The organism is Ruegeria sp. BHSC037 (genome assembly GCF_059613045.1).
On sequence record NZ_JBXWRT010000004.1, the window covers coordinates 219,480 to 246,158 of the forward strand.

At 62.2% G+C, this 26,679-nt stretch carries 27 protein-coding genes and 1 riboswitch; of the genes, 18 read left to right on the forward strand and 9 right to left on the reverse strand.

Going from position 1 to position 26,679, the window contains the following annotated elements; translation table 11 throughout:
* Positions 1-39 precede the first annotated feature (39 nt).
* Positions 40-549, reverse strand: coding sequence for a bifunctional 3-hydroxydecanoyl-ACP dehydratase/trans-2-decenoyl-ACP isomerase (gene fabA / locus AC2FMN_RS05815; protein ID WP_149775635.1), 510 nt, complete (start codon positions 547-549; stop codon positions 40-42).
* A 187-nt stretch (positions 550-736) separates the two neighbouring features.
* Here fabA and irrA point away from each other — a divergent pair, with 187 nt between their 5' ends.
* Complete coding sequence (gene irrA / locus AC2FMN_RS05820; RefSeq protein ID WP_496686892.1) at positions 737-1,156, forward strand: iron response transcriptional regulator IrrA; 420 nt, start codon at positions 737-739, stop codon at positions 1,154-1,156.
* 111 nt (positions 1,157-1,267) lie between these two features.
* Positions 1,268-2,065, forward strand: coding sequence for a phytanoyl-CoA dioxygenase family protein (locus AC2FMN_RS05825; RefSeq protein WP_496686893.1), 798 nt, complete (start codon positions 1,268-1,270; stop codon positions 2,063-2,065).
* A gap of 10 nt (positions 2,066-2,075) precedes the next feature.
* Here the strand turns inward: AC2FMN_RS05825 and AC2FMN_RS05830 are convergent, their stop codons facing one another.
* Positions 2,076-2,939 carry a hypothetical protein gene (locus AC2FMN_RS05830; protein ID WP_496682574.1) on the reverse strand — a complete coding sequence of 288 codons (864 nt, stop codon included), beginning with the start codon at positions 2,937-2,939 and terminating at the stop codon, positions 2,076-2,078.
* Between the two features lie 122 nt (positions 2,940-3,061).
* On the opposite strand from AC2FMN_RS05830, the gene miaB reads away from it, so the two are divergent.
* From miaB to AC2FMN_RS05910, 16 genes are all read left to right on the forward strand, one after another.
* A complete protein-coding gene (gene miaB, locus AC2FMN_RS05835) occupies positions 3,062-4,381 on the forward strand; it encodes a tRNA (N6-isopentenyl adenosine(37)-C2)-methylthiotransferase MiaB (protein ID WP_496686894.1) in 1,320 nt (439 codons plus the stop codon).
* Positions 4,382-4,556: 175 nt separating this feature from the next.
* Positions 4,557-5,321 carry an outer membrane protein gene (locus AC2FMN_RS05840; protein WP_496686895.1) on the forward strand — a complete coding sequence of 255 codons (765 nt, stop codon included), beginning with the start codon at positions 4,557-4,559 and terminating at the stop codon, positions 5,319-5,321.
* A 139-nt stretch (positions 5,322-5,460) separates the two neighbouring features.
* The gene (locus AC2FMN_RS05845) at positions 5,461-6,483 is read left to right on the forward strand and encodes a PhoH family protein (RefSeq protein ID WP_496682556.1); all 1,023 of its coding nucleotides are present in this window, start codon (positions 5,461-5,463) and stop codon (positions 6,481-6,483) included.
* 35 nt (positions 6,484-6,518) lie between these two features.
* A complete protein-coding gene (gene ybeY, locus AC2FMN_RS05850) occupies positions 6,519-7,013 on the forward strand; it encodes an rRNA maturation RNase YbeY (protein ID WP_496682558.1) in 495 nt (164 codons plus the stop codon).
* A 36-nt stretch (positions 7,014-7,049) separates the two neighbouring features.
* Complete coding sequence (locus AC2FMN_RS05855) at positions 7,050-7,934, forward strand: hemolysin family protein (RefSeq protein WP_496686896.1); 885 nt, start codon at positions 7,050-7,052, stop codon at positions 7,932-7,934.
* On the forward strand, positions 7,931-9,436 hold the full coding sequence (gene lnt, locus AC2FMN_RS05860; RefSeq protein WP_496686897.1) for an apolipoprotein N-acyltransferase: 1,506 nt from the start codon (positions 7,931-7,933) through the stop codon (positions 9,434-9,436). The genes AC2FMN_RS05855 and lnt overlap by 4 nt, the downstream gene beginning before the upstream one ends.
* 42 nt (positions 9,437-9,478) lie before the next feature.
* Positions 9,479-9,528, forward strand: a riboswitch (SAM-SAH riboswitch).
* Between the two features lie 5 nt (positions 9,529-9,533).
* Positions 9,534-10,715: a methionine adenosyltransferase gene (metK, locus tag AC2FMN_RS05865; protein ID WP_496686899.1), complete on the forward strand. Its 1,182-nt coding sequence runs from the start codon at positions 9,534-9,536 to the stop codon at positions 10,713-10,715.
* Positions 10,716-10,842: 127 nt separating this feature from the next.
* Positions 10,843-11,553 (forward strand): tRNA (guanosine(46)-N7)-methyltransferase TrmB, encoded by a 711-nt coding sequence (gene trmB, locus AC2FMN_RS05870; RefSeq protein ID WP_496686901.1) that lies wholly within the window; start codon positions 10,843-10,845, stop codon positions 11,551-11,553.
* A gap of 68 nt (positions 11,554-11,621) precedes the next feature.
* Entirely contained in the window at positions 11,622-12,968 is a 1,347-nt protein-coding gene (gene aroA / locus AC2FMN_RS05875; RefSeq protein WP_496686902.1) for a 3-phosphoshikimate 1-carboxyvinyltransferase, read from the forward strand.
* Positions 12,965-13,582: a (d)CMP kinase gene (gene cmk / locus AC2FMN_RS05880; RefSeq protein WP_496686903.1), complete on the forward strand. Its 618-nt coding sequence runs from the start codon at positions 12,965-12,967 to the stop codon at positions 13,580-13,582. Before aroA ends, cmk begins: the two co-directional genes overlap by 4 nt.
* A 320-nt stretch (positions 13,583-13,902) precedes the next feature.
* Positions 13,903-15,579, forward strand: a complete 1,677-nt coding sequence (gene rpsA, locus AC2FMN_RS05885; RefSeq protein ID WP_496682571.1) for a 30S ribosomal protein S1 — start codon at positions 13,903-13,905, stop codon at positions 15,577-15,579.
* A gap of 273 nt (positions 15,580-15,852) precedes the next feature.
* Positions 15,853-16,137, forward strand: a complete 285-nt coding sequence (gene ihfB, locus AC2FMN_RS05890) for an integration host factor subunit beta (protein ID WP_149775649.1) — start codon at positions 15,853-15,855, stop codon at positions 16,135-16,137.
* 7 nt (positions 16,138-16,144) lie between these two features.
* Positions 16,145-16,495 carry a lipopolysaccharide assembly protein LapA domain-containing protein gene (locus AC2FMN_RS05895; RefSeq protein ID WP_496686904.1) on the forward strand — a complete coding sequence of 117 codons (351 nt, stop codon included), beginning with the start codon at positions 16,145-16,147 and terminating at the stop codon, positions 16,493-16,495.
* Between the two features lie 8 nt (positions 16,496-16,503).
* A complete protein-coding gene (locus AC2FMN_RS05900; RefSeq protein ID WP_496686905.1) occupies positions 16,504-17,148 on the forward strand; it encodes a phosphoribosylanthranilate isomerase in 645 nt (214 codons plus the stop codon).
* Positions 17,149-17,266: 118 nt separating this feature from the next.
* A complete protein-coding gene (gene trpB / locus AC2FMN_RS05905) occupies positions 17,267-18,514 on the forward strand; it encodes a tryptophan synthase subunit beta (RefSeq protein WP_496682055.1) in 1,248 nt (415 codons plus the stop codon).
* 456 nt (positions 18,515-18,970) lie between these two features.
* Positions 18,971-20,626 carry an autotransporter domain-containing protein gene (locus AC2FMN_RS05910; protein WP_496686906.1) on the forward strand — a complete coding sequence of 552 codons (1,656 nt, stop codon included), beginning with the start codon at positions 18,971-18,973 and terminating at the stop codon, positions 20,624-20,626.
* A gap of 27 nt (positions 20,627-20,653) precedes the next feature.
* Here AC2FMN_RS05910 and AC2FMN_RS05915 read toward each other — a convergent pair whose 3' ends face one another.
* The 7 genes from AC2FMN_RS05915 to AC2FMN_RS05945 form a co-directional block, all read right to left on the reverse strand.
* A complete protein-coding gene (locus AC2FMN_RS05915; RefSeq protein ID WP_496681978.1) occupies positions 20,654-21,031 on the reverse strand; it encodes a DUF2237 family protein in 378 nt (125 codons plus the stop codon).
* Between the two features lie 9 nt (positions 21,032-21,040).
* Entirely contained in the window at positions 21,041-22,204 is a 1,164-nt protein-coding gene (locus AC2FMN_RS05920) for a serine hydrolase domain-containing protein (RefSeq protein WP_496686907.1), read from the reverse strand.
* Positions 22,205-22,282: 78 nt separating this feature from the next.
* Positions 22,283-22,963 (reverse strand): aminoacyl-tRNA hydrolase, encoded by a 681-nt coding sequence (gene pth / locus AC2FMN_RS05925; protein WP_496686909.1) that lies wholly within the window; start codon positions 22,961-22,963, stop codon positions 22,283-22,285.
* 129 nt (positions 22,964-23,092) lie between these two features.
* Entirely contained in the window at positions 23,093-23,740 is a 648-nt protein-coding gene (locus tag AC2FMN_RS05930) for a 50S ribosomal protein L25/general stress protein Ctc (protein ID WP_496681983.1), read from the reverse strand.
* Between the two features lie 110 nt (positions 23,741-23,850).
* The gene (locus AC2FMN_RS05935; RefSeq protein ID WP_496686910.1) at positions 23,851-25,017 is read right to left on the reverse strand and encodes an alpha-hydroxy acid oxidase; all 1,167 of its coding nucleotides are present in this window, start codon (positions 25,015-25,017) and stop codon (positions 23,851-23,853) included.
* 158 nt (positions 25,018-25,175) lie between these two features.
* A complete protein-coding gene (gene trpA, locus AC2FMN_RS05940; RefSeq protein WP_496681988.1) occupies positions 25,176-25,967 on the reverse strand; it encodes a tryptophan synthase subunit alpha in 792 nt (263 codons plus the stop codon).
* Between the two features lie 78 nt (positions 25,968-26,045).
* The gene (locus AC2FMN_RS05945) at positions 26,046-26,531 is read right to left on the reverse strand and encodes an acyloxyacyl hydrolase (protein WP_496686912.1); all 486 of its coding nucleotides are present in this window, start codon (positions 26,529-26,531) and stop codon (positions 26,046-26,048) included.
* Between the last annotated feature and the right edge of the window lie 148 nt (positions 26,532-26,679).

The window sequence follows — 26,679 nt, forward strand, 5'->3', positions numbered from 1 at the left end:
CCTGTATTCCGTTCTGTGCTTGTTGCCGATCAGCTGAGGTCAGCTTTCTGACAATGCAACCTTCATGTCCTTGACCTGATAGATGACTTCGCCATCCGCCTCGACCCGGCCATCTGCCACTCCCATGGTCAGACGGCGGGTTTGCACGGCCTTGGTGAAATCGACGTAATAGGTCAGCATCTTGCGGTCGGGGCGCACCATGCCGGTCAGCTTGACTTCGCCCACACCCAGCGCATAGCCACGACCCTGCCAGCCCCGCCAGCCCAGGTTGAACCCGGTCAGCTGCCACAGGCCATCCAGGCCCAGGCAGCCGGGCATGATCGGATTGCCGGGGAAGTGGCATTCAAAGAACCACAAGTCCGGGGTGATGTCGAACTCGGCAACCACATGGCCCTTGCCGTGCGCGCCCCCGTCGGCCGAGATCTCGGTGATCCGGTCCATCATCAGCATCGGCGGCGCGGGCAGCTGGGCGTTGCCGGGGCCGAACAATTCGCCGCGGGCGCATTTCAGCAGATCGTCCTTGTCAAAGCTGCTAGGGAATTGGGCCATTCTGCCGCGTCTCCTGCCTGGGGTCTGTTGGTTCAATCTGGCCTCGTCTAGCACCCGTTTGCAAGGTCCTGCAAGAGCAGCCGAACACATCGGGCGGATGGGGCCGATCGGATTGCGAATGAATTTCAATTGAAATTGCCGGCGGACGGCACTTATATATTGGATCAGACAATCGGATTGCGAATTCATGACGGATCAAAGACGGGACATTGCGACGAACTGGTTGGTGCACGCCGGGCTGCGCCCGACGCGTCAACGGGTTGCCTTGGCCGAACTGCTTGTCGGAGACGGGCGGCACCGCCATGTCACCGCCGAAAGCCTGTTCGAGTCGGCCAAAAAGAGAGGTGATGCCGTTTCGCTGGCCACCGTCTACAACACGCTGCGCGCCTTTTGCGATGCGGGTGTACTGCAAGAGATCACGGTGGACGGGTCCAGAAGCTATTTCGACACCAACACCCATGACCACCCCCATTTCTTCTGGGAAGACGAGGGCCGGCTGAGTGATGCGCCTTCGGATCAGCTGGTGATCCAGCGTCTGCCCCAGGCGCCCGACGGGGTCGAGATCGCATCCGTCGATGTGGTCATCCGCCTGCGCAAGAAGGCCTGACAGGCGCGGCCTTTTCCCCCTTGGTGTCTGCGGCATTTCACGTCGGAACTTCCGGTTGAACTTAGTCGTCGATCGTGCACAGATCTCCGGGCACGTCAGTCGGAGTTCATCATGCCACACCCCCTTGTCACTCCACAGATGATCGATGCCTTTCAGAAGGACGGCGTGGTTCTTGTCAAAGGCCTGTTCGCCGACCACGTTCAATCCCTGCGTGACGGGGTGGCCCTGAACATTGAACAGCCCGGCCCCTATGCCTCGGAAAACAGGAAAAAGGGCGAGACGGGCCGGTTCTTCGACGATTACTGCAACTGGTCGCGCATTCCGCAGTTTCAGGAGGTCATCCAGTCTTCGCCTCTGGCCGAGGTCGCCGCCGACCTGATGCAGTCCGAAACCGTGCAGATGTTCCACGACCATGTGCTGGTAAAAGAGCCGGGCACCTCGATGGCCACGCCGTGGCATCAGGATGGGCCCTACTATTTCGTCGAGGGGCGGCAGACGATCAGTTTCTGGTCGCCGCTGGATCCGGTGCGCGAGGCCACGCTGCGGTGCGTCGCCGGCTCGCATCTGTGGGAAAAAGAGGTTCTGCCGACGCGCTGGGTCTCGGAGGAGGGGTTCTTTCCCAACGAAGGCCAGTACATCCCGGTGCCCGACCCCGAGGCCGAAGGGATGCGGATCGTCGAATTCGAGATGGAGCCGGGCGACGCGGTCGCCTTTCATTTCCGCACCCTGCACGGCGCCCGGGGCAACCGCTCGGACCGGCGTCGGCGGGCGTTTTCGGTGCGTCTGGTGGGTGACGACGCGCGCTATGTCGAGCGTCCGGGGCGGACCTCGCCGCCTTTTCCGGGCCATGACATGCGGCCGGGTCAGCGTCTGCGCGAGGACTGGTTTCCGATACTGCTGAGGCGCTGAAGGCGCGGCTTCAGAACCACTGGCCCGGCTCGATCAGGCCCAGTTCGAGCAGTTGGTTGGAATTCCACTGGAACGGAACCGAGTTGGGCCAGCGAAAGCTGGTGATCGGGCCGCCCGGCCCGGCCGTGCTGCACAGCGCCTTGGCCGCGCGGAACGAACAGATGGCCGCGGTCAGGTTGTGGTGCCAGGGGCAGGCATAGGTGTTGTACTCGGGCTCGTTGAAGCTGTGGTCTGGCAGAAGCGTCAACCCTTTGCGGGTCTTGAACAGGCCGATGCGGTCGATGCGTCGCCGTTCGTAGGGGATGCGGTCCTCGAACCGCCAGCGCAGCCCGCCCGACATGTCCAGTTGACGTTCCAGCGGGGTGCCATCCCGGTCGTGCCGGCTGTGGGCGTAGTATCCGGTGCTGTCCAGCATGGCGTGATCGGGGGCGACCCCGTTTGGATGTGCGGTCAGGTCGTCGGCATAGATGTCGATGACATGGCACAGCATCGCATCTCTGCGTTCTTCGGCGTGAAAGGTCAGCATTTCGCCAATCGATCGCGTCTCGCAGAAGGGAAAGACCAGGTATTCCGAGTTGTAGCAGTAATACATCCAGATCGACGGCGCCGCGCGGATGATGCGGTTGATGGCGTCAAAGACCGCCTCGCGCGGGGTGCAGCGCATGGACACCCGGTGGACGCGCTGGGTAAGGTCGGGCGCCATCGCGAAATCCGGCGGCATGAAAGCGATCACCGATTTGAATCCGAGGTCGAGGTGATGGCGCAGCGTGCCGTCGATTTCCACGTCGTCCTCGGCAAAGATCAGGGCCACCGGCCCCTTGGACAGGGCCGCCCGACCGGATCTGAGGAAATCATCGAGAGAATCGTGCTGCATCGCCTGTTTGCTGCCTGCCTCGCTGGAATTCTCGGTCAAATTCGGGTAATTGCGCCGGCATTGCAAGCGGCGTTCGATGCGTATAGACGACGCCGGTCCAGCGAACGTAGAAGGCCCAGCCCATGTCCGAACCGAAAAAGCTGTATATCAAGACCTATGGCTGTCAGATGAACGTCTATGACAGCGAACGCATGTCCGAGGCGCTGGGCGGGCAGGGCTATGTGGAAACGCAGTCGCCCGAAGATGCGGACATGATCCTGCTGAACACCTGCCACATCCGCGAAAAGGCGGCCGAGAAGGTGTATTCCGAACTGGGCCGCTTCAAGGGGTTGAAGGCCGAAAAACCCGATCTGAAGATCGGCGTGGCGGGCTGTGTGGCGCAGGCCGAGGGCGAAGAGATCATGCGCCGGCAGCCGCTGGTCGATCTGGTTGTCGGACCGCAGAGCTATCACCGCCTGCCCGAACTGGAAGCCAAGGCGCGTGCGGGCGAAAAGGCGCTGGATACCGATTTCCCCGAAGAGGACAAGTTCGAGAAGCTCAAGAACCGTCCAAAGGCCAAGCGCGGCCCGACGGCCTTCCTGACCGTGCAGGAAGGCTGTGACAAGTTCTGCGCCTTCTGCGTTGTGCCCTATACCCGAGGGGCCGAGGTCAGCCGTCCGGCCGACCGCATCCTGCGTGAGGCGCAGGACCTGGTAGAGCGCGGCGTGCGCGAGATCACGCTGCTGGGCCAGAACGTCAACGCTTATCACGGGGCCGGTCCCGATGGCGACATGACCCTGGCCGGGCTGATCTGGGAGTTGAACAAGATCGACGGGCTGGAACGCATCCGGTTCACCACTTCGCACCCCAACGACATGACCGACGATCTGATCGAGGCGCACGGCACCTGCGAAAAGCTGATGCCCTATCTGCACCTGCCGGTGCAGTCGGGGTCGGACAAGATCCTCAAGCGGATGAACCGCAGCCACACCGCCGAAAGCTATCTGCGTCTGATCGAGCGGATTCGGGAAGCGCGCCCCGATATCCTGATGTCGGGCGATTTCATTGTGGGCTTCCCGGAAGAAACCGAAGAGGATTTTCAGGCCACGTTGGATCTGGTCGAGCAGGTTCGCTATGGCTATGCGTATTCGTTCAAATATTCGACCCGGCCGGGCACGCCCGCAGCCGAGCGCCCGCAGGTCGATCCGCAGGAGGCGGATGATCGCCTGCAGCGTCTGCAGGCCCTGATCACGCGGCATCAGCGCGAGGTTCAGGACGCCATGGTCGGTCGCACCGTGAACGTCCTGTTCGAGAAACCCGGCCGGCTGCCGGGGCAGATGGTTGGGAAATCCGAGTACCTGCACGCGGTGCATGTCAGCGGAGCTGAGCTGTCCGCCGGCGATCTCCGGCCAGTCCGGATCACGGCGTCGGGGGCGAACTCGCTTGCGGGGGAGCTGCTCTGATTCGCTTTGGATGGTTGTCGCGCCCCACGAATTGACGCGCAGTCTCCAAATTTACCCTTGATTTAGTGTTTGCTCCTATGGTCCGAGGGGCCCAGTCGAGTTTTGGGCTGGCATGGCCCGGTTTAGGATCAGGCGCTCTCGGATGGTGTCCGTCACGGGGCGAAGGAGGTGACGAGTGAAACGAGTATGGGGTGCGCACGCGCGACAGGTGCGGATGACTCTTGCAGGCGCGGCTGTGGCGGCAATGGCTGGAACATCGACAACGGCGAGTGACTTGGGTGGAAATGTTCGCGATCCTCAGGTGGTCGGGCCTCAGCGGTACGCGGATGATGTCAGCGCCTTCTATGTCGGGATCAGCGGGGCCTATGGGTCTGGTGGTTCCGATCGGTTCGGTCTGACCACGCCCATCCGCACCTTCCCCATCGGAGAACTGGATCTGAAAGGGTACTATGGCGGGGTCCGCGGCGGTTGGCGCGGTGTCGTTCCCGCCACGGGGGGCCGAGATTATGTCTACGGTTTCGAATTGGGGTACGACTGGTCCGGTCTGGACGATGACGTGGTGACCGGTATTGCGGGCACGGTGGTTCGTGGCGGCTCTGAAATCAACAACGTGATGTCTGTTCGTTTCAAGAACGGCCTGACCAATCCCAATGGTACTGTGCTTTACTTCCTTACGCTTGGGCTGGTCTATGGCGATATCACCACCACAAATAGCATCACCAGCGGTGGGACCACACAATCATTCGACAACGACGACAGCCGCAACGGTTTCACGGCCAGCATCGGGGCCGAACACCAGTTGGGCAACAACTGGTCCATCACCGGTGAGTTCGAGTATGTTCAATTCCAGTCGGAAGTCATCGATTTCGGTTCGGGTTTCTCGACGAAATCCACACCCAGCTACAAAGGGCTGAGGTTTGGTTTGAACTATCGGTTCTGAAACCGCGTTGGGCATTGTGCCCGCGCACTCGGTATTGGCGGATTTGTTCACACCCAAGCAAATTCCTGAAACTGTGGCTTGCGCCCACCGATCCTTGTTGTCTACGCTTGGGATGACAACGCCAAGACAGGAGAACGGATTGGCCATCGGTGCCCTGACCCCACCGCAAAACGAAATGCCCCACGGCGAGGCGTTTCTGGAATTTCCCGACAACCGGCTGTTGATTGACCTTTGCGGTGAATATGACCGCAACCTGGCCGACATCGAAAGCAAGCTGACTGTTCAGATCGTCCGCCGCGGCAATCAGTTGGTTGTGATGGGCGACGAGGAGGCGCAGAAACAGGCGATTGAGGTTCTGCAGGCCCTGTACGCCCGGTTGGAAGGTGGCCGCGATGTCGCAGCCGCCGATGTGGATCGCGAATTGCGGATGGGCAACTCCGAGGCCGGCACCGGCTCGCGTGATGGCGATCAGCTCGAGATGTTCAAGGGCGGACCGGTCGAAATCAAGACCCGCAAGAAGCTGGTCGAACCCCGGACCGACGCGCAGAAGGCCTATGTTCAGTCCCTGTTCCAAAACGAGCTTGCCTTTGGCATCGGGCCGGCCGGGACGGGCAAGACCTATCTGGCCGTGGCGGTCGGTGTTTCGATGTTCATCGGCGGGCATGTGGACCGGATCATCCTCAGCCGCCCGGCCGTCGAGGCGGGCGAAAAGCTGGGCTATCTGCCGGGCGACATGAAGGACAAGGTCGATCCCTACATGCAGCCGCTTTATGATGCGCTGAACGACTTTCTGCCGGGCAAGCAACTGGCCAAGTTGATCGAAGAAAAGCGGATCGAAATCGCGCCGCTGGCCTTCATGCGCGGGCGGACCCTTTCGAATGCCTTCGTCGTTCTGGACGAGGCGCAGAATGCCACGACCATGCAGATGAAGATGTTCCTGACCCGCTTGGGCGAAGGCAGCCGGATGGTCATCACGGGGGATCGGTCGCAGGTCGATCTGCCGCGGGGCGTCGCTTCGGGGCTTGCCGATGCGGAACGGTTGCTGAAGACGATCCCGAACATCGGTTTCAACTACTTCACATCCAAGGACGTCGTGCGCCACCCGCTTGTCGCCGCGATCATCGAGGCGTATGAGGCCGATTCAGGCCGGGAGGCCGGCTGAAATCCGACAGCCCGTCGGCCGTGGAGCAGTGCGACATGAACCTGGAGATCTCCATCGAGGATGCCCGCTGGCAGCGGTTGGAGGCGCTGTCCCGCAAGGCGGTTTCGGCAACGCTTGCGCATCTGGGGCTGGACCCCGACTTGTGCGAGGTCAGCATACTGGGCTGCGACGATGCCCGAATCGCCGAGCTGAACGCCGAATTCCGAGGCAAGCCCGCACCCACAAACGTGCTGAGCTGGCCGGCCGAGGATCTGGCCCCCGAAGATCCCGGTGCCACGCCGCCCTTACCGGAACCGGATTTCACCGGCGAGATCGCGTTGGGCGACATCGCGATCTCGTTCGATACCTGCCGGCGCGAGGCGGAGGAGGTCGGAAAACCGATGGACGACCATGTCACGCATCTGATCGTTCACGGAATGTTGCATTTGTTGGGCTATGACCACGTTCGTGACCAGGACGCCACTGTGATGGAGCGGTGCGAAATCGAAATACTTGGCAAAATGGGTATCGGTAACCCATATAATGCGTGACATGGGGCCTTGTGCCCGATCAACTGGAACAGGAAAATGGGCGACATAGACGGCAGTTCTGGGGCAGCGCAAAGCGCGCATTCACGGAACGGCGACGAAACCAAAGAGAAAAGCGGGCTTTTCTCGCGCTTGCTGGAAGCGATCTCTCCAAACAGCGAAGACACGGGCGGCGCGGTCAACGGGCATGCGGCCGAAACAGTGCAGCCTCGTGGCATGATCAACCTGCGGCGGATGCGGGTGGAGGACGTGGCCATACCGTCGGCAGATATCGTCTCGGTTCCAGTAACGATCGGCAAGGATGAGCTGGCGCAGGTCTTCCGCGAGAGCGGCCTGTCGCGCATTCCGGTCTATGAGGGCACGTTGGACACGCCGCTTGGCTTCGTCCACCTGAAGGATTTTGCGCTGACCCACGGGTTCAATGGCAGTACCAAGCCGTTCGACCTGCGCTCGATGCTTCGGCCGCTTCTGTTCGTGCCACCGTCCATGCCGATTGGCGTTTTGCTGGCCAAGATGCAGACCGAGCGGCGCCACATGGCGCTGGTGATCGACGAATATGGCGGTGTTGACGGTCTGGTGACCATCGAAGACCTGATCGAACAGGTGGTCGGCGAGATCGAAGACGAGCATGACGCCGACGAAGACCAGATGTGGGTCCAGGAGCGGCCCGGCTGCTACATCGTACAGGCCAAGGCGCCGCTTCAGGATTTCGAGGCCGAGATCGGCAGGTCTCTGACCAATCACGAGGACGTGGACGAGGAAGAAATCGAAACTCTGGGCGGTCTGGTCTTCATGCTTTCAGGGCGCGTGCCGGCGCGAGGCGAGGTGGTCCAACATCCCGACGGGCCGGAATTCGAGGTGATCGATGCCGACCCGCGCCGGATCAAGCGTTTGCGCGTGATGGTGCCGGATATGGCTGCATGAACCCAGCGAAGCGGTGGTCGCGCGCTGTGCGGTACCTGGCGGCCGCCGGGCTGGGTGTGGTTGCGGCATTTGGTCTGGCGCCATTTGGGTATTGGTGGGCCACTGCTGTATCGTTGGTTCTGTTGACGCCGCTGTTCTTGGCCAGCGAGACCCGCACGGGCGCGGCCGCAGTCGGCTGGTTTTTTGCGACCGGCTATTTCTCGCATGCGCTCTCGTGGATCATCGAGCCGTTTCTGGTTGAGCCCGAACGCCATGGCTGGATGGCGCCGTTTGCGCTCGTGTTCATGGCGGGCGGGCTGGCCCTGTTCTGGGCGGTGGCGTTTGGGCTGGTGCATCGGGTGCGGGGAACGGCGATCCGCCGGGCCATGTTGCTGGCGCTGGCCGTGTCCCTGGCCGAGTTTGCGCGCGGATATGCTCTGACGGGGTTCCCTTGGGCGGGTCTGGCGCAGATCTGGGTGGATACGTATGTCGCGCAGGTATTGGCCCTGGTCGGCCCCTATGGTCTGGGTGCGCTGACCCTGTTTTTGTTTCTGCCGCTGGGCGCTGCTTTGGTTGGCGATCGTCCGGCGCGGCATGCGGTGGGGCCTTTGGTCGCGATTGCGGTCTGTGCCGGGCTGGCTACGGCCTATGCCGCCATGCGGCCACCGGTTGCGCAGACCGGAAAGATCGTGCGCCTGAACCAGCCAAATGCCCCCCAGCACCAGAAATGGGACCCAGCCTTCACGCCCGTGTTCTTTGCGCGCCAGATCGAGTTCACGGCCGCCGAACCCAGGCCCCACCTGATCGTCTGGCCCGAAACCTCGGTGCCGGCGTGGCTGGACAGCGCGCAGCCCTATCTCGACGCCATTGCCGATGCCGCGCAGGGCACCCCGATGGTTCTGGGAATTCAGCGGGCCGAGGGGCTGCGCATCTACAACTCGGTGGTGTATCTGGATGAATCCGGAAAGCGGGCAGGCCTGTATGACAAACATCATCTAGTGCCGTTTGGCGAATACATCCCCTTGGGCGATCTGCTGGAGCGGTTCGGGCTGAGCGGCCTGGCCGCCACGACCGGAAGCGGATTCAGCGCCGGTCCCGGTCCGCGCCTGTTGCGGGCCGGAGATCTGGGGAGCGTTCTGCCGCTGATCTGCTACGAGGCCATTTTCCCGCAGATTGCCGCCGCCGGACCTGAACGGCCCAGCCTGCTGTTGCAGGTCACCAACGATGCCTGGTTCGGGACTCGGTCGGGCCCGTACCAGCACTTGGCCCAGGCCAGAATGCGTGCGATCGAACAGGGGCTGCCGCTGGCCCGGTCTGCCAATACCGGCGTTTCGGCGATGATCGACCCGCTGGGCAACGTGACCGCTGCGCTGCCGCTGGGCCAGGCGGGGCATGTCGATGCCGGCCTGCCGCTGCCATTGCCGCCGACCCCTTATTCGCGGTTCGGGGATTTTCCGGTGTTTGTGCTTCTGGTGGGCCTGTTCGTGCTGCTTGGGCGCAACGTTCGGCCTGTTGGCGAATAAATACCGATTGACCGTCTGTTTCTGGGGGCGTATCCCGTCGGATGCCCGTCACAACGGCTTCCTGGCGTGACGGGGGAAATCTTAATGGAGCGCTTTCATGTCCCGACAGAACTACACCTTTACTTCGGAATCCGTTTCCGAAGGGCATCCCGATAAGGTCTGTGACCGTATTTCCGATGCAGTCCTCGATGCCTTTCTGAGCGAAGAACCCGAAGCGCGCGTAGCGTGTGAGACCTTTGCCACTACCGATCGTGTGGTGATCGGGGGTGAGGTCGGGCTGTCGGATCAGGAGCGGCTCCATGACTACATGGGCCGGATCGAAGAGATCGCGCGCGCCTGTATCAAGGATATCGGGTACGAGCAGGACAAGTTCCACCACGAAACGGTCGAGGTGACGAACCTGCTTCACGAGCAATCCGCGCATATCGCACAGGGGGTGAATGCGTCGGGCGACAAAGACGAAGGCGCAGGCGATCAGGGCATCATGTTCGGTTACGCCACAACGGAAACCCCGGCCCTGATGCCGGCGCCGATCCAGTATGCGCATGCAATCCTGCGCCGCCTGGCCGAGGTTCGCAAAAGCGGCGCCGAGCCTGCGCTGGGACCCGATGCCAAGTCGCAGTTGTCGGTGATCTACCGCAACGGCAAGCCGGTGGGCGTCAGCTCGATCGTGCTGTCCACGCAGCATCTGGACGAAGCGTTGACGTCGGACGACATCCGCCAGATCGTCGAACCCTATGTGCGAGAGATCCTGCCCGAAGGCTGGCTGACCGACCAGACCGACTGGCATGTGAACCCCACCGGCAAGTTCGTCATCGGCGGCCCCGACGGCGATGCCGGCCTTACCGGGCGCAAGATCATCGTCGATACCTATGGCGGTGCGGCCCCGCATGGGGGTGGGGCGTTTTCGGGCAAGGACCCGACCAAGGTCGACCGGTCGGCGGCCTATGCCGCGCGGTATCTGGCCAAGAACGTCGTGGCCGCCGGCATGGCCGAGCGTTGCACGATCCAGCTGAGCTATGCGATCGGCGTGTCCAAGCCGCTTTCGATCTACGCCGACACCCACGGCACCGGACAGGTTGACGACGCCTCGATTGAACGGGCCGTCGGGCAGGTAATGGACCTGACCCCGCGCGGCATCCGCGAGCATCTGCAACTGAACAGGCCGATCTATCAGCGCACCGCGGCCTATGGGCATTTCGGGCGTGAACCGGATGCCGACGGCGGCTTCAGCTGGGAGCGGACCGATCTGGTCGAGGCCTTGAAAAAGGCTGTCTGAGCCGGCATCGGGAAACAAAACACGGCATGGCGCGTCCGATGTGGCGCGCCGTTTCCGTTTCGAAGGGCGCCCCTCCGGCGCGGCCCGACCCTTGCAACGCAAACGCCGCCGCAGTAAGGGCACCGGCATGAGCACCCAGTCACCCGAACGCCCCCGCAGAAACTTCTACGGCCGCTTCAAGGGCAAGACCCTGAAGCCCAGCCAAAAGACCTATCTGTCCGAGGACCTGGCCGCCCTGTCGCCGGGCGCGGTGGATTGGGACAGCAACCCCGACCGCACCCCTATCGACCTAGACGCGCTGTTCGGCGGCAAGCCGGTATGGCTTGAGGTCGGGTTCGGCGGTGGTGAGCATCTGGTGCACCAGGCGCAGCACAACCCCGATATCGGCATCATCGGCGCCGAGCCGTTCATCAACGGCGTGGCCATGCTGCTGGGCAAGATCCGCCGGGCCGAAGTGACCAACCTAGCGGTGCATCCCGGCGATGTGCGCGACCTGTTCGACGTGCTGCCCGATGGCAGCATTTCGCGCGCGTTCCTGCTCTATCCCGATCCGTGGCCCAAAAAGCGGCACCACCGCCGCCGCTTCGTGACCCCCGAGCATCTGGAGCCGCTGGCACGTGTGCTGAAACCCGGCGCGATTTTCCGCGTGGCGACCGATATCCCGGACTACGTCCGCCAGACACTCGAGGAAGTGCCCCGCGCCGGTTTCGAATGGCTGGCCGAGGGGCCCGAGGATTGGCGCAAGCCGTGGGACGACTGGATTTCCACCCGCTACGAGCAGAAAGCCCTGCGTGAAGGCCGCACGCCGCACTACCTGACCTTCCGCCGCAACGGGTGATTGCGGCTGGACGCTGCGGCGCCAATTCGCTAATCGGCAGGGGCACTGATAGCGCAAAAGGAGCCCTCATGTCCGGACACGGCACGCCCATCCCGATGACCTCGCATCCCTGCGGCCCGCTGACCGGCACGGCCGAAGTGCCGGGCGACAAGTCGATTTCGCACCGCTCTCTGATCCTTGGGGCGATGGCCGTGGGCGAGACCCGGATCTCGGGCCTGCTGGAAGGCGAAGACGTTCTGGACACTGCCAAGGCGATGCGCGCGTTCGGAGCCGAGGTGATCTCGCACGGGAATGGCGAATGGACGGTGCACGGCGTCGGCGTGGGCGGCTTTTCCGAGCCGGATCAGGTGATCGACTGCGGCAACTCGGGCACGGGCGTGCGCCTCATCATGGGCGCGATGGCCACCAGCCCGATCAGCGCGACCTTCACCGGCGATGCCAGCCTGAACAAGCGCCCGATGGCGCGGGTGACCGATCCGTTGGCCCTGTTCGGGGCACAGGCCGTGGGCCGCTCGGGCGGGCGCCTGCCCATGACGATCGTCGGCGCGGCCGATCCGGTGCCGGTGTGGTACGAAGTGCCGGTGCCCTCGGCCCAGGTGAAATCAGCTGTTCTACTGGCCGGCCTGAACGCGCCCGGCAAGACCGTGGTGATCGAGAAGGAAGCCACCCGTGACCATTCCGAGCGGATGTTGGCGGGGTTTGGCGCCGAAATCACGGTCGAGGACACCGACGAAGGCCGGGTCATTACCCTGACCGGCCGGCCCGAGTTGAAGCCGCAGGTGATCGCCGTGCCGCGCGATCCGTCCAGCGCTGCCTTCCCGGTCTGTGCGGCGTTGATCACGCCGGGCTCGGACGTTCTGGTGCCGGGCATCGGCCTGAACCCCACGCGTGCCGGCCTGTTCACCACGCTGCGCGAGATGGGTGCCGATCTGACCTATGAAAACATGCGCGAGGAAGGCGGCGAGCCGGTTGCCGATCTGCGTGCGCGCTACTCGCCCGACATGAAGGGCATCGACGTCCCGCCCGAACGCGCGGCCTCGATGATCGACGAGTATCCGGTGCTGTCGGTGGTTGCGGCCAACGCGACCGGCAAGACGATGATGGGCGGCGTCAAGGAACTGCGCGTCAAGGAAAGCGACCGCATCGACGCCATGGCGCGGGGCTTGCGGGCCAACGGCGTCACGGTTGACGAGGGCGATGACTGGTGGTCGGTCGACGGGCTGGGCATTGGCGGCGTGCCCGGCGGCGGCACCTGCGCAAGCTTTCTGGACCATCGCATCGCCATGTCTTTCATGGTGATGGGCATGGGCGCGCAACAGGCGGTCTCGGTCGATGATGGCAGCCCCATCGCGACCTCGTTCCCGATCTTCGAGCCTTTGATGAACGGCTTGGGCGCCAAGGTCGAGCGCACATGAGCTTTACCGTCGCCATCGACGGCCCGGCTGCTGCGGGAAAGGGCACGATCTCCAAGGCCGTGGCCGCGCATTTCGGGCTGGCGCACCTGGATACGGGGCTGCTGTATCGTGCGGTCGGCCGGCGCACGCTGGACGGCACCGACCCGGTCGAGGCTGCGCGGTCCCTGACGGCCGAGGAGTTGGAACAGGGCGATCTGCGCACTGCCGAGATCGCGCAGGCGGCGTCGAAGGTGGCGGTGATTCCCGAGGTGCGCGCAGCCCTTGTCGATTTCCAGCGCAGCTTTGCCCGGCGGGCCGGCGGCGCGGTGCTGGACGGGCGCGATATCGGTACGGTGATCTGCCCCGAGGCCGAGGTGAAGCTGTTCGTCACCGCCAGCCCCGAAGTGCGCGCCGAGCGGCGCTATTTGGAACTTGTGGGGAAGGGCGCGGATGTGACCCGCGCGCAGGTTCTGGCCGATGTCCGTGAGCGCGACGCGCGGGATGCCGAGCGCAGCACGGCCCCGATGAAACCGGCCGACGATGCCGTTCTTTTGGACACCACGGACCTGAGCATCGAGGCCGCTTTGGAAAAGGCGATCGCCGTCATTCAGGAAAAGCTGTCCTCGGGCATGTGAGGCCGCGGATAAACCGTTTGAAAATGCCGGGCCGCGAACAGCAGGGTGGCCGCCCGGGCGCTGGAGTGACCGCCCGAGCCTGCATGGCATCGCCGAATGCGCCGGAATCGCCCGGAAACCCTTGCGGTGCGGCCGCCAAGTTGCTACAGAGCGCCCGTCGACAAGGCAATTTGAGCCATAAAACAATGAGACGAGCAGGGTCGGACACAACCGGCCCTCTTTGTTTTGTGGCACTGTTTCAGGTTGCCGGACCAACTCCAAGACCGGCGGAGACAACCGCTCGGCCAGAAAAAACGTTATGCAAAGGAAAACAACGCCACATGGCTAACGCAACCATGGAGGAATTCGAAGCCCTCCTGAACGAAAGCTTCGAAATGGACACCCCCGAAGAGGGTTCGGTTGTCAAAGGCAAGGTCATCGCGATCGAAGCGGGCCAAGCCATCATCGACGTCGGCTACAAGATGGAAGGCCGGGTCGATCTGAAAGAATTCGCAAATCCCGGCGAAGCCCCTGAAATCGCTGTTGGCGACGAGGTCGAAGTGTACCTGCGCGCCGCAGAAAACGCCCGTGGCGAAGCCGTCATCTCGCGCGAGATGGCCCGCCGTGAAGAGGCCTGGGATCGTCTGGAAAAAGCCTATGCCGACGACGAGCGCGTCGAAGGTGCCATCTTCGGCCGCGTCAAGGGCGGCTTCACCGTGGATCTGGGTGGCGCAGTTGCGTTCCTGCCCGGCAGCCAGGTTGACGTGCGCCCTGTGCGCGACGCTGGCCCGCTGATGGGTCTGAAGCAGCCGTTCCAGATCCTGAAGATGGACCGCCGCCGTGGCAACATCGTCGTGTCGCGCCGCGCCATCCTGGAGGAATCGCGTGCCGAACAGCGCGCCGAAGTCATCGGCAACCTGTCCGAGGGCCAGACCGTCGAGGGTGTCGTCAAGAACATCACCGAATACGGTGCCTTTGTTGACCTGGGTGGCGTTGACGGCCTGCTGCACGTCACCGACATGGCATGGCGCCGTGTGAACCACCCGTCGGAAATCCTGTCGATCGGCGAGACCATCAAGGTTCAGGTCATCAAGATCAACAAGGAAACCCACCGCATCAGCCTGGGCATGAAGCAGCTGCAGGAAGATCCGTGGGATCTGGTTGCCGCCAAATACCCGCTGGGTTCGGTGCACAAGGGTCGCGTCACCAACATCACCGACTACGGTGCGTTCGTCGAGCTCGAGCCCGGTGTCGAAGGTCTGGTGCACGTGTCCGAGATGTCCTGGACCAAGAAGAACGTCCACCCCGGCAAGATCGTTTCGACCAGCCAGGAAGTCGACGTCATGGTTCTGGAAATCGACGGCGCCAAGCGTCGCGTGTCTCTGGGCCTTAAGCAGACCCAGCGCAACCCGTGGGAAGTGTTTGCAGAAACGCACCCCGAGGGCACTCAGGTCGAAGGCGAAGTCAAGAACATCACCGAATTCGGTCTGTTCATCGGCTTGGAAGGCGACATCGACGGCATGGTGCACCTGTCCGACCTGTCGTGGGACGAGCGTGGCGAAGATGCCATCCAGAACTACCGCAAGGGCGACGTCGTTCAGGCGGTCGTTTCGGAAGTTGATGTTGAAAAAGAGCGGATCTCGCTGTCGATCAAAGCCCTGGGCGGTGACAAGTTCGCCGAAGCCGTGGGCGGCGTGAAGCGTGGCTCGGTCATCACCGTCGAAGTGACCGCGATCGAAGATGGCGGCATCGAGGTGGAATACGAAGGCATGAAGTCCTTCATCCGCCGTTCGGACCTGAGCCGCGACCGTGCCGAACAGCGCCCCGAGCGTTTCTCGGTCGGTGACAAGGTCGATGTCCGCGTGACCAACGTCGACAGCAAGACCCGCCGTCTGGGCCTGTCGATCAAGGCGCGCGAAATCGCCGAAGAGAAAGAAGCCGTTCAACAGTACGGCTCGTCGGACTCGGGCGCATCGCTGGGCGACATTCTGGGCGCCGCGCTGAAGTCGGGCGACTAAGCCCGGCCCAACGGCATAAACCCGAATTGGCGGCCCCGTACATCCGTGCGGGGCCGTTTCTTTTTCGAATCAACGCGTTCTGAAAATCCGGGTTAATCGGCATTAGGTTCATGCTTGTTTCCCCGAAATTACACGTCGCTGCGCGAATTTCGCGTTCTTTTCTGCAAATTGCGCCCCGGACGGCCAGAGTTTGCGTTCCCCATGCCAGCGTTTTTTCCTATACTGTCCAAACCAGTAGACGAGACGACACGGTGACCTGGGAGGGTAGCACGCATGATCCGTTCAGAACTGATTCAGAAGATTGCCGATGAAAACCCGCATCTGTACCAGCGCGATGTTGAGCGGATCGTGAATACCGTTTTCGAAGAAATCACTGACGCCATGTCACGTGGCGACCGTGTCGAGCTGCGCGGTTTTGGCGCATTTTCGGTGAAAAAACGGGATGCACGCGTTGGCCGCAACCCGCGCACCGGTGAAACCGTTCAGGTCGAGGAAAAATGCGTGCCGTTTTTCAAGACAGGGAAGTTGCTAAGGGACCGTTTGAACGGTAAGGCGTGATCTCATGATGCGCTACATTCGATACGGGTTCCTGGCGGCGCTGGGAATCGTCCTGGTCTCAGTCTCCCTGGCCAACCGGCAAATGGTACAGTTGAAGCTGATGCCAGATGCCTTGGCCGAGTTGCTGGGCTTCAATCTTTCGACAAACCTGCCCCTGTTTCTTGTGGTCTTGGGCGGCGTGGTCGCCGGTCTTGTCATCGGTTTCCTGTGGGAGTGGTTGCGCGAACACAAGCATCGCCGCGATGCGTCGGTGAAATCCACCGAGGTGCGCAAGCTTGAGCGCGAGGTCAAAAAGCTGAAGAAAAAACAGAGTGAGGGTGAGGACGATGTGCTTGCCCTGCTGGACGAGGCCAACTGAGCGTACTGATGCCCGGCGAAATCAGCGTCAAGATCTGCGGCCTGACCGCACCGGATGCGTTGCGTGCCGCCGTTGATGCGGGCGCGCGCTATGTGGGGTTCGTGTTTTTTCCGAAATCTCCGCGGCATCTGGAACCCGCCGCAGCGCGCGACCTGACAAGCCATGTCCCCGTGGGGGTGGCCAAGGTCGCTTTGACGGTCGATGCCACCGATGCCGAGCTGGACCGGCTGTTGGACATGGTTCCGCTGGACATGCTTCAGCTTCACGGCAAGGAGAACCCCGCGCGCGTTTCCGAGATTCGTAGCCGTTTCGGCCTGCCGGTGATGAAGGCCATCGGCGTTGCCGACGAGGCGGACCTGGCGGCGATCGACCTCTATTCCGACGTGGCCGACCAGTTGCTGATCGACGCCAAGCCTCCCAAGAACGCCGATCTTCCGGGGGGCAATGGGTTGGCCTTCGATTGGCGGCTGCTGGCCGGGCGTAAATATTGGCGCCGGCCTTGGATGCTGGCCGGAGGGCTGACGCCTGACAACGTGGCCGAAGCAGTGCGGATGACCGGCGCACGGCAGGTCGATGTCTCGTCGGGCGTGGAATCAGCGCCGGGCGTCAAGGACCCGGCTCTGATCGACGCCTTCATTCGCGCGACGCGATGACCGCCAAGGGCTGTTGGCGCCGGGCTGAACGGTTTGCCTCGCCCCGATTGCCGCGATTTGCGATGGCAAATCCCGCCGCCAGCACCTATGAACGTTGGGCAAGATGATGGAGACCACCATGGCCAATGATCTGTTCAATTCCTTCATGTCCGGCCCGGATGAAAACGGCCGCTTTGGCATCTTCGGCGGGCGGTTCGTCAGCGAAACGCTGATGCCGCTGATTCTGTCGTTGGAGGAGGAGTACGAGAAGGCCAAGACCGACCCGAGTTTCTGGGCTGAGATGGATGATCTGTGGGCCAATTATGTCGGCCGTCCGTCGCCCCTTTATCATGCCGAACGCCTGACCGAGCATCTGGGCGGTGCCAAGATCTATATGAAGCGCGACGAGCTGAACCACACCGGCGCGCACAAGATCAACAACGTGCTGGGTCAGATCATCTTGGCGCGTCGCATGGGAAAGACCCGGATCATCGCCGAAACCGGGGCCGGGCAGCACGGTGTCGCCACCGCGACGGTCTGCGCCAAGTTTGGTTTGAAATGCGTGGTCTACATGGGTGCGCATGATGTCCAGCGGCAGGCGCCCAACGTGTTCCGCATGCGTTTGCTGGGGGCTGAGGTGATTCCGGTGACCTCGGGCCGCGGTACCCTGAAGGACGCGATGAACGACGCGCTGCGCGACTGGGTGACCAATGTGCGCGACACGTTCTATTGCATCGGTACGGTTGCCGGGCCGCACCCGTACCCGGCGATGGTGCGCGACTTCCAGTCGATCATCGGCAAGGAAGCCAAGGAACAGATGATGAAGGCCGAGGGTCGTCTGCCGGACACGATCATCGCGGCGATCGGCGGCGGCTCGAACGCCATGGGGCTGTTTTATCCGTTCCTGGATGATCCTTCAGTCAACATCATCGGCGTCGAAGCGGGCGGCAAGGGCGTCAACCAAAAGATGGAGCATTGCGCCTCGCTCACGGGCGGCCGGCCCGGCGTGCTGCATGGCAACCGGACTTATCTGCTGCAGGATGACGACGGCCAGATCCTCGAGGGGTATTCGATCTCGGCCGGGCTCGACTATCCGGGCATCGGCCCTGAACATTCATGGCTGCACGATATCGGGCGCGCGCAATATGTGTCGATCACCGACAAAGAGGCTCTTGAGGCGTTCCAGCTGTGCTGTGCGACCGAGGGCATCATTCCCGCGCTCGAACCCAGCCACGCACTGGCGCATGTCATGAAGATCGCGCCGGAGCTGCCCAAGGATCACATCATCTGCATGAACATGTGCGGACGCGGCGACAAGGACGTGCAAACAGTCGCCAAGTATCTGAACTTCGATATGTCCGACACCGAAGGGCGCGACGCGGGCTGACCGGCCTCCTAGCGTTGGAAGATTGCGTTCTCGGGGCCTTGCAGCCCCGAAACCGCAGCCTTTAGGCGACCTTGTTTCCGGCGCGGCTGGAGTGCGCATTAGTCGTTCAAATTGTTGACAGCTCAGGCCTAAGCCGATGGTCGTCCAACACCAGGGTGGTCGCGTATCCGGGCAACGGCGTTGGGATGCCGGTCGCCATATAAACTATATTTTTCAATATCCTAGCCGGCCCATCGATCCCGCGCGCCCGTGTGTGGAAATCAACCCTTGTGTCGCGGAGGCAGCAGACGAATGGTGACTCGCTTGCGGAATCTGTACAGCGGATTTCGGTTCAATTAGCCTCAAGTCAAGAATGTATGTGGGTGCGGTGGGAACAGACCCCCAAGCATGATTGACGATTGCACGGCGCGGCTTGGCAAACCTTGGCCGCCCGCGGTGGTGACTTAGGAGATTGGGATGGTTTGGTCGGTCTTGCGCAAGTCTTTGGTTCTGCTGTTGGCGGCCATGTTCGTGTTGATTGGCGAGTGGCGGCAGGCCCGGGCCTTCGGTCCGCCACAGTTCATCGGATCGACAGTGACGACGCCGAATGGCGGCAACATCTTCTTTACTAATCTTCAGGGAACTTCGACAGCTTTCGTCTCGCTTGGCGGTTCGGGCGAGGTGCCGGGTGGGGCCATCTACAGCGGGGGTTTCATCTTTCCTTTGCCGGCGGTAACGCCTGCCGGCTTGACAGCTTTGGGCTGGGTGGACGTGACCATCCTCAGCCAGAACGGAGCCGATGCGACCTATTCCACCGATGGCTACATGGGGGTGGTATTCACCGCCCGCGAAACACCAGGCGGCCAACTCTACCGATACGAGATCGCGCTGTCTGGCGTCACCACCACGCAGATCATCAACACCCGAACTGCCGTGGACACCACACGCCCGACAGTGACGATCAGCCCCTTGTCGGCGACTTCCGGCGGGCAGTATCAGGCGACGATCACGCTCAGCGAGCCCAGCACGAATTTCGTGGTGGGCGATCTGTCGGCTACCAATGCCACCGCCGCGATGACGGGTTCAGGAGCAAATTACGTGGCGACGCTGACGCCGCAAAGCAACGGGCCGATCGAATTGTTCGTGCCTGCAAACGTGTTTACCGATGCAGCCGGAAACCCGAACTTGGCTTCGAACCGGGTCAGCTCGGTCCAGCCCGTGGTGAATACCCAACGGTTGATTCAGGCCTTTCAGAATGCGCGGGCTAACAGCCTGGTTTCCAATCAGCCCAAGCTGACGCCGTTCCTCTCGGAACCCGGAGGCGGCGTTCTGGATGCCGCGGCGACGCAAGGGGCGGGATATCTGAACTTTGCCAGCAGCCGGGCCTATCCGATCTGGTTCAACCTGACCGGGAACTGGAGTTCACAGGACGATTTCGACAGCTCTTATGCGCTGGCGGTCATGGGCGCGCACCGGCAGATCAATCCGAATTTGCTTGTGGGGGGCATGGTGCAGATCGACTATGCCAAGACCGAGGACGGTGTGGGCGATGTCGATGGGACGGGCTGGCTGATCGGCCCCTACGTCGTGGCCAAGATGCCCGGGCAGCCGGTGTTCTTCGAAGGCCGTGCGCTGTATGGGCAAGCCAGCAACGAAATTTCGCCGTTCGGCACCTACACGGACAAGTTCGACAGTGATCGCTGGCTGGTTCAAACTCGCGTGACCGGTCAGATGCAGTATGGAGACTTGACCCTTATGCCGCTTCTGGACGTCAGCTATGCCTCCGATGACCAGAAGGCTTATACCGACGGGTTGGGAAACCGGATCCCGGATCAGGACTTCAGCCTGACGACGGCCAGGCTGGGTCTGGATTTCAGTCGCCCCATTGTGGTGTCGCGTGGCGAGATGACGCTGACCGGCGGCCTGTCCGGGGTCTGGAGCAGCACCTCGGGCGCCGGGACCGCCGTCGGAGTGGCTCCGATCGGGGATACCACACGCGGCCGGGCCGATCTTGGGCTCGACTACCGGTTGGAAAACAGCAGCACACTGTCAGCCGGGATCTATTATGACGGTATCGGCGAAAGCGGTTTTGAAAGCTATGCGGTCAACGTGATGTGGCGAATGGCGTTCTGACGCATCTGGTCAGGCATCGCTTCGCTGTCAGTCGGCTGGCGCCCGGTAGGATGCAAGCACGCTCAGCGGCACGATTTCGAGCGCGCGCTGATGGGTCGCTTCGAGATGCACGAGGGGCGCGCAGCCCTCGTCATGCGCCTGCAGGAACCGGCCGGCACAAAGGCACCAGCGGTCGCCGGGCTTTAGACCGGGAAAGTCGAACTCGGGCCGCGGCGTGCTGAGGTCGTTGCCGACATATTTCGAATAGGCCAAAAACTCGGCCGTCATCACCGCGCAGACCGTGTGGCTGCCACGATCTTCGGGGCAGGTATTGCAGGCCCCGTCACGGAAGAACCCTGTCAGCGGTTTCCGCGAACACGGGGCCAGAACCCCGCCCAATACGTTGATGCTGTCCTGTTTCTGCATGACTCCATCTTACAGGCTTTGGGCGATCTTGCGGAACATTTCGATGTTCTGTTCGTTGACGCCGGACTCGCGGAACTTTCGATCAGCCCCCGTGGCCACGATCAGGACGCCGCGAGGTTGATCGAAATACATGTACTGCCCATAGACGCCGCGGGCCAGAAACTCGCCTTCATGTGCCCCAACCGGGATCCACCATTGATAGCCATAGCCGATTTTTCCCGGTTCGGTCGGAGCGGTGGGCCAGGTCGACTCCGCGATCCAGTCGGCCGGCACCATCTGGCGGCCGTCGTGTACACCGTTCTGCAGGATCATCTGCCCAAACCGCGCATAGTCGCGGGTGGTGAAGTTCAGCCCGCCCAGCACGAAGGCCACGCCAGCCCCGTCGGTGACATAGTAGCCATCGCGCGCCAATCCCAGCGGCTGTACGATTTTCTCCGTCAGCAGGTCGGGAATACTGCGGCCGGTGGCGCCGCGGATAACCATCCCCACGACATGGGTGTCGATCGAGACATATTGCCAGACTTCGCCGGGGGTGGCGAAACTCTCGGTAAGCGCGGCAGTGAAATCGTCCAATTCTCGACCCAGGGCCACCACGCGCCCCATCCGGTTGATGTCGGAATTGGGGTCCAGGTAGTCTTCGTCAAAGGTCACGCCGCTGGCCATGTTCAGCACATTGCGGATCGTGGCGGGTTCGTAGGCGCTGCCTTTTAGCTTGGGGGCATATTTGACGACCGGATCGTCCAGCGACTCGATGGCCCCTTCGTTCATGACGATGCCAAACAGCGCCGACAGATAGCTTTTAGCCATCGACCAGGAAATGCGCCGGTCATCCGGCCCGGTGCCCAGATAGTATTCCTCGAACCGGATCTGGCCATCCTGCATCACCAGCAGGGATGTCACCGCCCTCTCCTCGATCCAGTCCTGGCTGCCCTCAGGCAGGTCAAACGCGGGGCCGTAGGGCAACTCCCAGGTCGGGCCATCTCCGCGGGGCAGGGGGGTCGTCAGAAAAGCCTGATCCATGTGCGAGAAGTTGTGGACGATCTTTTCCTCGGAAAACAGAGAGTTCACGGCCAGCAACCGCTGGATCTCTTCCCGTTTCCAGACGCCGACGACGACGGCGGCCAGCGCCAGCATCAGCACGATGCGCAGCAGCCATTTCAGGACCGTTTTCATGTTTCCCTCCCCTGTTGACGGCATTGGAGCGCGATGCCGTTCAATCCGCAATCGCTACGTTGCGGCAGGCTTCGGGGCCTATTTGAACTTGTCCAGCAGCTTCTGCATCGCCGAACGCGTGTCGGCCTCGGGCGCGGTGGGGTGGGTAGCCGGTTTGGGCGCGGGCTTGGTTGCCGTGGTCGAGCTGCGCGGCGGCGCGGTGCGCAGGGCGACGGCATTCATGAATTTGGCCGTATCGCCCTCGGCCAGATGCACGGCGCCATCGGAAACCCCGCGCAGAACGTCCTCCAGCCACTGAGAATCAGCCTTGGCGAAGTCGCCCAGTACGTAGGCCGAGACCAGTTCCTTGCGGCCGGGATGCCCGATGCCCAGACGCACCCGGTCATAGGCCGCCCCGATGTGGTCATGGATCGACCGCAGGCCGTTATGCCCCGCATGTCCGCCGCCCGATTTGGCACGCACCTTGCCGGGGGCAAGGTCCAGCTCGTCGTGGAACACGGTCACGTCGGTCGAGTCGAGCTTGTAGAACCGCATCGCCTCACCCACGGACTGGCCCGACCGGTTCATGAAGGTCATCGGCTTGAGCAGCAGAACCTTTTCGCGGCCCAGCCGGCCTTCGGAAACCTCGCCCTGGAATTTGGACCGCCAGGGGCCAAAGCCATGCGCGTCGGCGATGGCGTCCACGGCCATGAAGCCGATATTGTGCCGGTTCCTCGCGTATTTCGCGCCCGGGTTGCCCAGTCCGACGAACAGTTTCATCCTTGGTTCCTTGCGTTGCACGGCATGTTGGTTGCACCGATCAGGTAAACAAGCGCGGTCTGCGGTTCAAACGAAAAACGGGGCGCCTTGCGACACCCCGTTTGAATTCGGAACAATCCGGGACTGGATTTATTCCTGATCCTCGCCGACGACTTCGACTGCATCGGCTGCTACTTCTTCTTCGCCGTCCTCGTCATCGGTGACCAAGCCGGTCGGGGCCGAGATGTTGGCGATCACGAAGTCACGATCGATGGTCGGCTTGGTGCCGTTGGGCAGATCGACCGACGAGATGGTCACGACGTCGTTGATGTTCAGGCCGGTCAGATCGACGGTGATCTTTTCGGGAATGTCACCGGCGGTGCAGACCAGTTCGACCTCGGGGCGGACGACGGTCAGAACGCCGCCCTTCTTGATGCCGGGGGCCGCGTCTTCGTTGATGAACTCGACCGGGATGTACAGCGCGATCTTGCTGGTGCGGCGCAGACGCATCAGGTCCAGGTGGGTCGGCAGGTCCTTGACCACGTCACGCTGCACGTCGCGGCAGATGACGCGGACGTCTTCGTGGCCCTCGACCTTCAGGTTCCACAGAGTCGACTTGAAGCGGCCTGCCTTCAGGCGCTTGAACAGTTCGTTGAACGGAATCTGGATCGGCAGCGGGTCTTTGTCGCCACCAAATACGATGCCCGGAACCATGCCGTCGCGGCGTGCCTGACGAGCGGCGCCCTTGCCCGTCCCCGTCCGTTCCAGAGCTACGAGATCAGGAATCTCACCAGCCATGATAAATCTCCAATGTTAGGGCAGGGTGCCTCCAAGGCTGTCACCCCGCGTGAAGCGGCGTCCTTAGACCGAATCCGGCCATTTGGAAAGGGGTAAAAACGATTTCCGCGTCATTCCTGCCAGCGGCCGCAGAAATCCTGCGGGACAAGCAGGTTGTGCGGCCCCAGATCGGCCACGTTGCGCTCGCCGCACAGGGCCATGGTGGTGTCCAGTTCCTTCTGGATCACTTCCAGCGCGGTGGTCACCCCCTTTTGGCCCATCGCGCCCAGCCCGTAGACGAAAGCGCGCCCGATATAGGTGCCTTTGGCCCCCAACGCCAGCGCCTTGAGCACGTCCTGCCCCGAGCGGATACCGCTGTCGAGATGCACTTCGACATCGCCGCCCACCGCATCCATGATCCGCGGCAGCATCCGGATTGAGCTGAGTGCGCCGTCCAATTGCCTCCCGCCGTGGTTCGAGACCACGATGGCGTCGGCGCCCAACTTGGCCGCCATCTTGGCGTCTTCGGGCTCAAGGATGCCCTTCAGGATCACCTTGCCGCCCCATTGCTCCATCAGTTTCTCGATCTTTTTCCAGTCGAGGCTGGGATCGAACTGTTCAGCGGTCCATGCACCCAGCGACGAGGCGTCCGAGATGCCCTGAACATGACCCACGATATTGCCGAACTCGCGCCGTTTCGCGCCCAGCATCTCGATGCCCCAGGCCCATTTCGTCATCAGGTTGGCGATGGTCTTGGCGGTCAGTTTCGGCGGGGCGGACAGGCCGTTCTTCAAGTCCTTGTGCCGTTGGCCGAGGATTTGCAGATCAAGGGTGATGACCAGGGCCGAGCATTTGGCATCCTTGGCGCGCTGGATCAGGCGGCGGACATAGTCCTCGTCCTTCATGGTGTACAGCTGGAACCAGAACGGCGCACCGGTATGTTCGGCCACATCCTCGATCGAGTTGATCGACATGGTCGACAGCGTGAAGGGCACGCCGAAATCCAGCGCGGCCTTGGCGGCCTTCATTTCACCATCCGCATGCTGCATCCCGGTCAGGCCCACGGGCGCAAGGGCCACCGGCATGGCCACGTCCTGTCCTATCATCTGCGACGCGGTCGAACGGCCGGACATGTCCACCGCAACCTTCTGGCGCAAGCGAATGTCGTGGAAATCCGCGCTGTTGTCGCGAAAGGTCTGCTCGGTCCAGCTGCCGCTTTCGGCATAGTCATAGAACATCCGGGGCACCCGGCGTTCATAGATGCGTTTGAGATCGTCGATATTGGTAATGACAGGCATGGCCGCGCCCTTCTGCAGATTGGTTAGGTTTCTTTACCAATTCTTCCGCCAAGGCGCAACGGCCAGTTGCGCATGTGGTCAGATGGGTCAAAGACGCAAAGATAAACCGCCGCAGGCGTGCGGCCTGCAGCGGCTGAAATCCGTTTCGGATTTTGCCGTCAGGCGCTGTGGGCGCCGTCTGACAGCGATTTCACGAAGTCCAGAACCTCGGCCACCGGTTTTCCGGCGGCGATCTGGCTGACGATGGCCGAGCCGACCACCGCCCCGTCGGCAACGCTGGCGATGGCGCGTGATTTCTCGGGCGTGTTGATGCCGAACCCCACGATCACCGGAAGATCGGTCGCCGCCTTGATGCGCGCGACCTCGGGGCCGACATCGGTGGCCTCGGCCTCGGCCGCACCGGTGATGCCGGTGATCGAGACGTAATAGACAAAGCCCGAGGTATTCTGCAGCACCCGCGGCAGGCGCTTGTCATCGGTGGTGGGTGTGGCCAGCCGGATGAAGTTCAGCCCGGCCGCCTGCGCGGGCAGGCACAGCTCGTCGTCTTCCTCGGGCGGCAGGTCAACGACGATCAGTCCGTCGATGCCGGCCTCTTTGGCGTCGGCCAGGAACTTGTCCACGCCGCGGCTGTAGATCGGGTTGTAATAGCCCATCAGCACGATCGGCGTGGTGTCGTCGGTTTCCCGGAACGCCTTGGCCAGATCCAGCGTGCGCTGCAGCGTCATGCCGCCGTCCAGTGCCCTTTGACCGGCGGCCTGAATTGTCGGGCCGTCAGCCATCGGATCGGTGAAGGGCAGACCCAGTTCGATCACGTCGACGCCGGCCCCCGGCAGGCCGCGGACGATTTCAAGCGAGGTGTCATAGTCGGGATCCCCGGCCATGACATAGGCGACAAAGGCCTTCTTACCCTCGGCCTTCAGGGCGGCGAACTTGGCGTCGATACGGGTCATGGACGATCCTTGCATACAGGTTTGGACCCGATGTGCAGAAAGTTTGGCCGAAAATCAATCCCGTCCTGACCGCCGGGGTCAGAAGTTCAGATGATACCGCAGCATAAGGGCGTTCATGCCGGGGTTTTTTTCTTGCGTGCTTGCGTTCGATTTGTGGGTGATCGCAAGCGATACGCCGTTGCCGCCGTTCAGCGTATAGCCGACGCCCAGCAGGCTGCGGATCTGAAAGCTGCCGCCCAGGTCATTCAGCGCCAGCGACTCGTTGTAATAGCCGGGCATCACGCTGCCTTCGATGAACCATCGGTTGGCAAACTGGTAGGTTCCGATCAGTCCGGCCCCGATATGGCTGTCGCCGTCCTTGTCCGACGAAATCGCCGCACCCCAGGTCGCACTGAACCGTTCGGCCTGATGGAACGGCCGGTGCTGATATTCCAGCGAGAAAATCGCTTGATCTGCAGACAGGCTGTCCGAGAAATCGGCATAACCGGCCCCAAAAATGATGGTTTGCGCCGGTGCTATGGTCGCAAAGGCTGAAAGCGCGGCTGAGGCAAGAAGGTTTTTCATGTCAAATCATAACCTTTGAAGAACTCGGATCGTAAATCGGAACCGTATGTCGGTAAGTTCAACACGGGAAGGCGCACGATTCCGCGACTTTTCGTGATGTTGCCGATGGGACTCAGTCTGGCGGCAGACCAGCGCCTTGCGGATTCCC